Annotated in this window: 2 pseudogenes; one reads left to right on the top strand and one right to left on the bottom strand. The window is 42.0% G+C overall.

Annotated elements, in window-relative coordinates:
* Nucleotides 1–92 (bottom strand): annotated as a pseudogene (locus tag BHE89_RS23095) (IS200/IS605 family transposase); the annotation flags it as partial.
* A 56-nt stretch (nucleotides 93–148) separates the two neighbouring features.
* Here BHE89_RS23095 and BHE89_RS23100 point away from each other — a divergent pair.
* Nucleotides 149–336 (top strand): annotated as a pseudogene (locus BHE89_RS23100) (helix-turn-helix domain-containing protein); the annotation flags it as partial.

Below are 336 nucleotides of genomic sequence, written 5' to 3' on the forward strand. Positions count from 1 at the left end.
TACTTTGTCGTAAAGATCAGATGCACGACCAGTTTACTGACACTGTGCCGCTTTCTGAGGAATTCCGCCAGTAAATCATTATGATTACTCAATTGATATGTTTCCCTAACATGTTAAAATAAAAACATTATATCAATGAGCGCTGATGATGTTAAGAGCAACAAAAGTACGCATCTACCCTACACCAGAACAGGCTGAATATCTCAACGCTCAGTTCGGTGCGGTTCGTTTTGCGTACAACAAAGCGCTGCACATCAAGAAAGACGCTTACCAACGGCAGGCGTAAATTTAAACCCGCGTAAAGATCTTAAACCGCTGCTTGCAGTGGCGAAAAAA

It is taken from the genome of Shigella sp. FC1967, from assembly GCF_001743005.1.
In the GTDB taxonomy this organism is placed as follows: domain Bacteria; phylum Pseudomonadota; class Gammaproteobacteria; order Enterobacterales; family Enterobacteriaceae; genus Proteus.